The sequence below is a fragment of the Pontibacillus sp. HN14 genome, from assembly GCF_021129245.1.
In the GTDB taxonomy this organism is placed as follows: domain Bacteria; phylum Bacillota; class Bacilli; order Bacillales; family BH030062; genus Pontibacillus.
Window position 1 is genome coordinate 1,794,776 of sequence record NZ_JAJOLR010000001.1, and the last position, 7,631, is coordinate 1,802,406.

Here is a 7,631-nt window from a genome sequence, read left to right on the forward strand (position 1 = left end):
TCCCCTCATACTTTCTTAATTAAGCCACAGCAGGCATAAGACATCCCATCATATTCTTCAATTGGCACATCGTTCTCTCTGGCAAGTTGAAAAATATGACTTAGTGCCGGGTCATTCCGGTCCTTTACAAGCACCTTCCACGGTACTCTCCGGAGTAACACTCTCGTTGTTTCTCCTACCCCAGGTTTAATATGATGGATCTGTTCAATACCTTGTTCGCGCTGAATATTTTTTACTTCCTGCAAACCTTGCCAGGACGGTTCTTCATCCAACACTTTAAAACTTTGTGCCTCACGCTTGACGCAAGGCATGACCTTCTCTAATTCTTTCGTTATAACATCTATATATTCGTTTGACCGATCCGCATCTGCTAAATGTGTATAATACTTGGCACCATGAAAGTCATCTTCCCCGATATATTCCCTGTTCAATACTGTTCTACTTACAAGTCCAGAAACCGTAGAGTTTAAACATGCATTTGGAATAAGGAAATCTTCTCTAGTACCATATAATGCAGAACAATGACCTGGGTCAGCTAGAACGGCTAATGTTGGATCAAGGGACAGACCTTCTAGGTTCAGATGTTTACATGACTCTTGTAACTCTTTCGTAATAGCTCCCTTTCCAGTCCACCCATCTATGAATTGGATGAGATGATCCGGGTGACAACGGCGAATATAATGAAGTGCATTCTCGTCAATTCCGCGACCTCGAATAATAGAAACACTATAATGAGGAACATCTAGCCCATAAGCCAGCTTCAAATATCGTTTAATTAAGATGCCTATCGGAGTGCCAGCTCGAGCCAAGGAAACAAGTACGAGCTGTTTTCCGCTTCGTTTTAGGATCTGTTCAGAAACAAGACCAGCTGCTTTAGCCACTTTCTCTTTATAATAATCTAGCGCCTTTTCATATAAATTCATATAGGTAGCTGTTGGACTATACTCAATAGGGAGCATTTCAGAATAATGAACCCCAGATTGAATAGCCTTCTCCCTAACCTCTAATCCATCCTCTTCGACTTGACCGTTTAAATTTTTCAGAAGAAACAAGACATCTTCACGTGCATAACTTCCCATTTCTTCAATGATTTCGTGATTGATTCGTGACAATTTCCTTCCTCCTATGAACTGAAATCAACAAGATAAATAACAGATGCTCCTGTCTTTTTCAATTCATCAATTAGGGGTTCATAACATTCTCCTCTAGATCCATGCTCTAAAAACACAAAAATCTCATCATATTGCTTATATGGAATGTTATACACATAATGCGAGATACTAGCATCTTCTGGACTAGGGTACTGATAAGCATTCTGAACCGCATATCCTTCCCGAGTGATAGCATGAATTGGGCTTCTTGTCGTTGATTGATAACAAACATCATTTCCCATATGAGAAGCAGCTTTCATAGGAATATACATAAACTCCCCTGTTCCAAGACACAATGTAGACTTCCCTTTACGGACCATAGATAAGTAGGTTCCCAATCTCTTAATGGCCCCTTCTAATAAGAATTGTTCATCGCTACTTAAACCAAAGCGGCCAGAATAACTTAAATATGAGCGCTCTTTCACATCTCCTGAGGTTGTTATAGATTGTGTATATTCCGTTGACTGATAAGGAAAAATCGGCTTAACTTTTAGCGTTCTAACATCCGCTTCTGGTTGAATAGAGGGAACTTCTTCTTTTACAGGGGTAAGGTCTGGATCGCCATTTACTTCGATCGTCCCACTGACTAAGCTTAAAACCCGCACTCGAATTCCTAAACGCTGCTCTAGTTCTTTGAATTGTTGCCTATGTTTTTTTGTACGCCAATCTAAAATAGAAAGAACCGTATATTCTGTTCGGGGGTAGGCCTCTTGTAAAGCCTCTATGATATTTAGAGCGGTTTTTCCTGTTGTAATTTCATCATCTACCAACACGATTGGATCGTTATTCTCGAACAATTCACGCTTTCCATAACAAATCTGATCAGTTGCGTGGGAATGCTCTTCCTGAAATTCAAAAGTAGGACGAACACTTTCTAACACTTCTCTGGTCGAATGTATATAATGGGCGTTTTGAAAGTTCTCAAATACGGCATGACCTAATGCCGTAGCCGTTTCGGCAAATCCTATAAATAGATGGGATTGGGGAAGAACCGTTTGAGAAGCGCCCGTTGTCGCCTGAGTAGGAAGGTGTTGGGCGACTGACTGAACCCAATCCGAATAAGATGGGTGCTTTATCCCTAGCAGATGTTCCTGGTATAAAGCAGCAAGTAAAGCTCCTGTATCAAGCGCTCTTTGAGGTTCTACAGGAATATGCTTGCCTAAAACTTTACTCACAAAGAGAAAGCTTCTATTCTTATTTATCCGAGCTGCCATATTAAACAATTGATTCAAGTCGATTCCAAAAGGATTTGATTCCTCATGAACGGTTACTTGAAGTCTATCTGTGATAGGATAATGGAACACTTTCTTTTTCGAGTAAGTTAACGTATGATTTGTCATCATGAAACACCCCATAAACTTTTGATTTCATAAGTACTTCGATAGCCCAACGCTGGTGTGGTTTAGCTTCGTTCATTTTGTTGGCATATGGACTAATCGAGGCACCGTTTCCTCGCCCTACTTCATTTTTATGTACAATCTCAAGAGCGTCTTCGTAATCTTCTTTCGATACGACATGCATGGCGTTAACCAGTTGGATATGAGAAGGGTGAATAATAGTCTTCCCGCACAGTCCGTTAAGTTGATCTTTTTCGATCTCGCGAATAAATCCATACACATAAGGAGAGCCTTCCTTTAATGCTAGATAAGTATTCTCGTACTTTCTTTCGAAGAACTCCCATACGGGACCTGAAATCATGTACTCCTCACTATTTCTACCAAAGAAATTAACGACATCTCCAATAAAATCATGTAACAAGGAGATATCATAGATCGTACTGTCAAACTTTCTTCTCATACCATAAAGTCCACTTAGATCTGTGCCGCCTATCCGGATGTTTAATATAAGGTGCCGAAATTCATCAAATAACTTTCGAATCTCATTCATTTCCTGCACCCGTGTGTCTTTATACAAGAATTCTTCTGTTTCGATAATCGGCATTGCAAATAGTGAGATTCCCGTATCTTCTACAATTTGCTGAAGTTGTTCTAAATACTCTCTGCCATTTTGACGATTGAACTTAGGAAACACAAAACCGGTAATCACATGTAAAGCGCTTTGTAAGCGATCAGCAATTCGTTTCATTTGTTCAACATTCCGAACACGAATAAACAAGAAAGGAAACTGCTCCGGATCCATTTCTGCTGATAAGAGTAATTGTACTTCTTGAATCATATGTTCTTCTGCTTCCTGTACTTCTTCGTCATGAATAGAATCTTCCAAGCACAGTACCGCAGAGGATAAACCAGGTAATTGATGCATAAGCCTATAACCAATCCGATCCTTAATGGCTGGAATATATAGCGTAGCTCCTAATGCTCGCGCAATCTCTTTCTTAGGAGAATGAGAACCAATCTGTTGAGGAGGCATGTAAAAAAGCTCTTCACAATCAGAAGAGGTTAACCTATTAAAATGCTTCATAGTTTAAGTTCCTCTCAAAAATCATAATAAATGATACAAAAAAAGGAGGAATAACTCCCCCTTTTTATTGTTGATCTTCCGTTGCTGCTGTCTGAGCAGAGGATTGATCTTTTCTCATATAGTGAATGATAAAGGTAATCGCAAATGCTCCAACGATGAAGCCAAAGAACCACCAATGTCCTATTTCAACATGCACAATACTTAGACCCATCTTAACGGCAATAAATCCAATTAGGACGTGGGCCGTTACTTCTAACTCTGGTACATTATCCAACAGCTTTAAGAAAACGCCTGCTATACCACGCATCATTAGGACACCTAGCATTCCTCCGACAAGTAGTACCCATACCTGTTCACTAACTGCAAAGGCTGCCAAGATACTATCGACTGAAAAAGCCACGTCCATGATTTCGACGCCAATCACGGTACCCCAGAATAAACCGAACGTACGAATGAGGATTCCGTTCTTATTCATTCCGTTTCCTTCAGCGTCCTCATCAGATTGCTTGTGTTTATAATGATCAATAAAGAATTTAATACTTAACCATGCAAGGTAACCTGCACCAAGGATCTTGACCCACCATAGTTTAATTAAGAACATACCTAAACCGATAGCAATAAACCTAAATGCGTAAGCCCCTAATAAACCATAGAATAAAGCCTTCTTCTGCTTTTCCTTTGGCAAGTGCTTAACCATAACAGCAAGTACCAAGGCGTTATCAGCAGATAACAAACCTTCAAGAACAATTAACGTCCCGATATAACCCCAGCTGACTGGATCGGTTAACACCTCAGCCCACATGGACCAATTAAAAAACTGAGCATATGTGTCTAATATGCCTTGTAATATCTCCATAATTCTCCTCCTAGATGATTAAACCTCTAAGCCATAATTTCGGCATAATGCAGCAAGACCTCCGGAGAAGCCACTTCCTACAGCACTAAACTTCCATTCTCCATTATGACGGTACAACTCACAAACAACAACAGCTGTTTCGATAGAGAAATCCTCACCCAAATCATAACGGATCAACTCTTGACCATCTTCTTCATTTGCGACGCGTACAAAAGCATTATGGACCTGGCCAAAGTTTTGACTCCGTGCATCTGCATCATGAATTGTGACTGTAATGGCTACTTTTTCAACTGAAGAAGGAACTTTAGAGAAGTCGATTGTGAGTTGCTCATCATCACCTTCTCCTTCACCTGTTCGATTGTCTCCTGTATGGGCAACAGCTCCACTTGGATCTTGCAAGTTGTTGTAAAATACAAATTCAGCATCGTTTTGAACGTTCCCATTAGCATCTGTTAAGAACGCTGAAGCATCTAAGTCGAAACTAGCTCCACTATCATATTGGTTAATATCCCACCCCAGGCCAATAACGGCTTTCGTTAAACCAGGATTTGTTTTTGTTAGATCAATGCGTTGTCCTTTTGAAAGTGAAATAGACATAGGTAAGTCTCCCTTCGTTCTCTGTGATTCATCATTCACTGCTCTTTCATATAAAAGGGGCCTCCCCCATCTGAAACAAGCTCATGCTTGCTCGTCGGAAGGAGTAGCCCCGTATCAATTAGTGCTTATGCTACAGTTAATCCAAAGTCTGTCGCTAGCGCAGCTAGTCCACCTTCATAACCGCTGCCAATCGCACTAAACTTCCACTCACCATTGTGGCGATATAATTCTCCAACAACAACAGCTGTTTCAATAGAGAAATCTTCTGCTAAATCGTAGCGGATCAGTTCTTCTTGATTATCAGAATTCACAACGCGTACAAAGGCATTAGAAACTTGTCCGAAGTTTTGGCCACGTGACTCAGCATCATGAATCGTAATCGTGAACGCAATTTTCTGTACATCTTGAGGAACAGTACTAAGGTCAATTTGAACCTGCTCATCATCGCCTTCACCAGCACCTGTAAGGTTATCACCTGTATGCTCAACTGCTCCATCAGCACCAGTGTTGTTATTATAGAATACAAAATCCTGATCGGAGCGGACTTTACCAGAATCATTTAATAGAAATACAGAAGCGTCTAAGTCGAAATCTTTACCTGTATCAAATTTATTAACGTCCCATCCAAGTCCTACAGTGATCTTTTTCAGCCCTGGATTCCCTTTTGTTAAATCAACTTTTTGTCCTTTTTGCAAACTTACTGCCATGTTTAATCTCTCCTTTTATAGATTAGTAGTTTATGAATATTTCTGAACGATCTCACTTAAAGAAACATCTGAGGTCGCTTCACCTACTGCGGCAAACTTCCACTCTGTTCCATCACGGTATAGCTCCCCTGGAATAAGTGTTGTCTTACCAGTATGGTTATCTGTTAAGTTAAAGCGAATTAACTCTTCATTATTTTGGTCATTCTGTATGCGAATAAACGCATTTTGAATCATTCCAAAATCTTGATTACGTCTTTTCGCATCATAAATATTGACGATAAATACAAGTTTATTATATTCAGGTGACACTTGATCCAAGTTAACAAACACTTGCTCGTCATCGCCTTCACCTGCTCCAGTTAGATTATCTCCAGTGTGAGTAATGCTTTTATCTGAACTTTTCAGATTTCCGAAGTACACAAGGTCACCTTTATGTACAAATTTATCATCTTTAAGCATAATAACGGACGCGTCACAGTCGATTTCAGGACCGCCACCGCCTCCACCAAACAGCGCGCCTAGCAGGCCGCCCTTTTTGCCAGAGTTTTGCACTGGGTCCCAACCTAAACCTACCATAACCTTTTTAAGTCCTGGATTGCTTTTTGTTAAATCGACACGTTGACCTTTCTGTAATGAAATAGCCAAATTCTCACACTCCTTAATAATATACAACCATATGTCACGCTTGCGTGATCCACATCTCGACCATACAGTTTATTGATAATTTTGTCAAATAAGCGCCCTTATTGAAGGCTTTTTTCCGTTACTATCATGTATTACGGTTTAACACGTTCCTGCGTTTCATATTTTTAATAAATTTGTCGATTATTTTTATAAAGGACGATTTAAATGCTAGTAGATCTGATATTAGCAACTAATCATCCACTAAATCTTAAAAACCATAGTAGCAAAGCTCACTATATGCTAAAGTCTTCCTATGCCTATCCTTACTTGTAAAGCCTTGGATAAAATAAAAATCAGGAGGTATTACGTTGAATAATGATAAGGTTCAGTTCACAAAAGCAAATGATCGAGAGCGTATGTTACCATTTCTTAAATTAGCTGATGATAGCGAGAATATGATTCGAGACTATATCCAAGAGGGTGAGCTTTATGAGATTGTGGTAGATGATCAGACTGTAGGTATTATCCTTTTTACTTTTACGGCTAGAGATATAGTTGAAATAAAAAACATGGCGCTAGTTAACAGCATGAGAAGGAAAGGGATGGGGCGAGAAGTGATTAAGCGTTTTTCCGAACATTATAAAAAATCAGGCTACTCCTATATGATTGTAGGAACAGCTAATTCTAGTATTGGAAATTTAGCCTTTTATCAGAAAGCTGGGTTTCGTTTTGATCACATCAAAAGAGACTTTTTTTCTTCCTATGAAGAGCCAATCGTAGAAGATGGGATTCGTGCCTTTGATATGATCATGCTTAAAAAGACCCTTTAATAAAAAACTTTATACGATTTCTAAACATACAAAAAACCTCAAAGGATTATATCCTTTGAGGTTACGTTGCATGGCGGCGTCCTACTCTTGCGGGGGTGAAACCCCGACTACCATCGGCGCTGAAGAGCTTAACTTCTGTGTTCGGCATGGGAACAGGTGTGACCTCTTCGCCAAAACCGCCATACTATTGTTTTGTTGAAGGAGTACCTTCAAAACTAGATAAGAATTATGACATCGTGCCTTTTACGTTTTTACGTCTAGCTCCAGCTCCCAGACCCTAGCGTATAAGTCATCTTTTCTACAAAGGCTAAAGCCTTTTTCGAAAATCTGTCTTATCCGTACGGGTCTAGGCGGTCGCTTGCGCTTTTGTTAGTTAAGTCCTCGATTTATTAGTATCGGTCAGCTGCACGTGTCACCACGCTTCCACCTCCGACCTATCAACCTT

General features: G+C 40.0%; 8 protein-coding genes and 1 rRNA gene. 1 reads left to right on the top strand and 8 read right to left on the bottom strand.

The window, feature by feature from the left end; translation table 11 throughout:
• Positions 1 to 5 precede the first annotated feature (5 nt).
• From LQ226_RS09250 to LQ226_RS09280, 7 genes are all read right to left on the bottom strand, one after another.
• Positions 6 to 1,079: a cysteine protease StiP family protein gene (locus LQ226_RS09250; protein ID WP_231417619.1), complete on the bottom strand. Its 1,074-nt coding sequence runs from the start codon at positions 1,077 to 1,079 to the stop codon at positions 6 to 8.
• A gap of 44 nt (positions 1,080 to 1,123) precedes the next feature.
• Entirely contained in the window at positions 1,124 to 2,494 is a 1,371-nt protein-coding gene (locus LQ226_RS09255) for a phosphoribosyltransferase family protein (protein WP_231417525.1), read from the bottom strand.
• On the bottom strand, positions 2,430 to 3,572 hold the full coding sequence (locus tag LQ226_RS09260) for an HpcH/HpaI aldolase/citrate lyase family protein (RefSeq protein WP_231417526.1): 1,143 nt from the start codon (positions 3,570 to 3,572) through the stop codon (positions 2,430 to 2,432). Before LQ226_RS09260 ends, LQ226_RS09255 begins: the two co-directional genes overlap by 65 nt.
• Before the next feature lie 64 nt (positions 3,573 to 3,636).
• The gene (locus LQ226_RS09265; protein ID WP_231417527.1) at positions 3,637 to 4,428 is read right to left on the bottom strand and encodes a TerC family protein; all 792 of its coding nucleotides are present in this window, start codon (positions 4,426 to 4,428) and stop codon (positions 3,637 to 3,639) included.
• A gap of 18 nt (positions 4,429 to 4,446) precedes the next feature.
• On the bottom strand, positions 4,447 to 5,025 hold the full coding sequence (locus LQ226_RS09270; RefSeq protein WP_231417528.1) for a TerD family protein: 579 nt from the start codon (positions 5,023 to 5,025) through the stop codon (positions 4,447 to 4,449).
• 125 nt (positions 5,026 to 5,150) lie between these two features.
• Entirely contained in the window at positions 5,151 to 5,732 is a 582-nt protein-coding gene (locus LQ226_RS09275; protein ID WP_231417529.1) for a TerD family protein, read from the bottom strand.
• A gap of 30 nt (positions 5,733 to 5,762) precedes the next feature.
• Complete coding sequence (locus tag LQ226_RS09280) at positions 5,763 to 6,377, bottom strand: TerD family protein (protein WP_231417530.1); 615 nt, start codon at positions 6,375 to 6,377, stop codon at positions 5,763 to 5,765.
• Positions 6,378 to 6,724: 347 nt separating this feature from the next.
• On the opposite strand from LQ226_RS09280, the gene LQ226_RS09285 reads away from it, so the two are divergent.
• Positions 6,725 to 7,186 carry a GNAT family N-acetyltransferase gene (locus LQ226_RS09285; protein ID WP_231417531.1) on the top strand — a complete coding sequence of 154 codons (462 nt, stop codon included), beginning with the start codon at positions 6,725 to 6,727 and terminating at the stop codon, positions 7,184 to 7,186.
• A gap of 68 nt (positions 7,187 to 7,254) precedes the next feature.
• Here the strand turns inward: LQ226_RS09285 and rrf are convergent.
• Positions 7,255 to 7,370 (bottom strand): 5S ribosomal RNA (rrf, locus tag LQ226_RS09290).
• Positions 7,371 to 7,631: the final 261 nt, after the last annotated feature.

Coding starts and splice junctions, on each gene's coding strand:
- LQ226_RS09250 (WP_231417619.1), bottom strand. CDS start 1,079: ATGGGAAGTTATGCACGTGAAGATGTCTTGTTTCTTCTGAAAAATTTA.
- LQ226_RS09275 (WP_231417529.1), bottom strand. CDS start 5,732: ATGGCAGTAAGTTTGCAAAAAGGACAAAAAGTTGATTTAACAAAAGGG.
- LQ226_RS09270 (WP_231417528.1), bottom strand. CDS start 5,025: ATGTCTATTTCACTTTCAAAAGGACAACGCATTGATCTAACAAAAACA.
- LQ226_RS09265 (WP_231417527.1), bottom strand. CDS start 4,428: ATGGAGATATTACAAGGCATATTAGACACATATGCTCAGTTTTTTAAT.
- LQ226_RS09255 (WP_231417525.1), bottom strand. CDS start 2,494: ATGATGACAAATCATACGTTAACTTACTCGAAAAAGAAAGTGTTCCAT.
- LQ226_RS09260 (WP_231417526.1), bottom strand. CDS start 3,572: ATGAAGCATTTTAATAGGTTAACCTCTTCTGATTGTGAAGAGCTTTTT.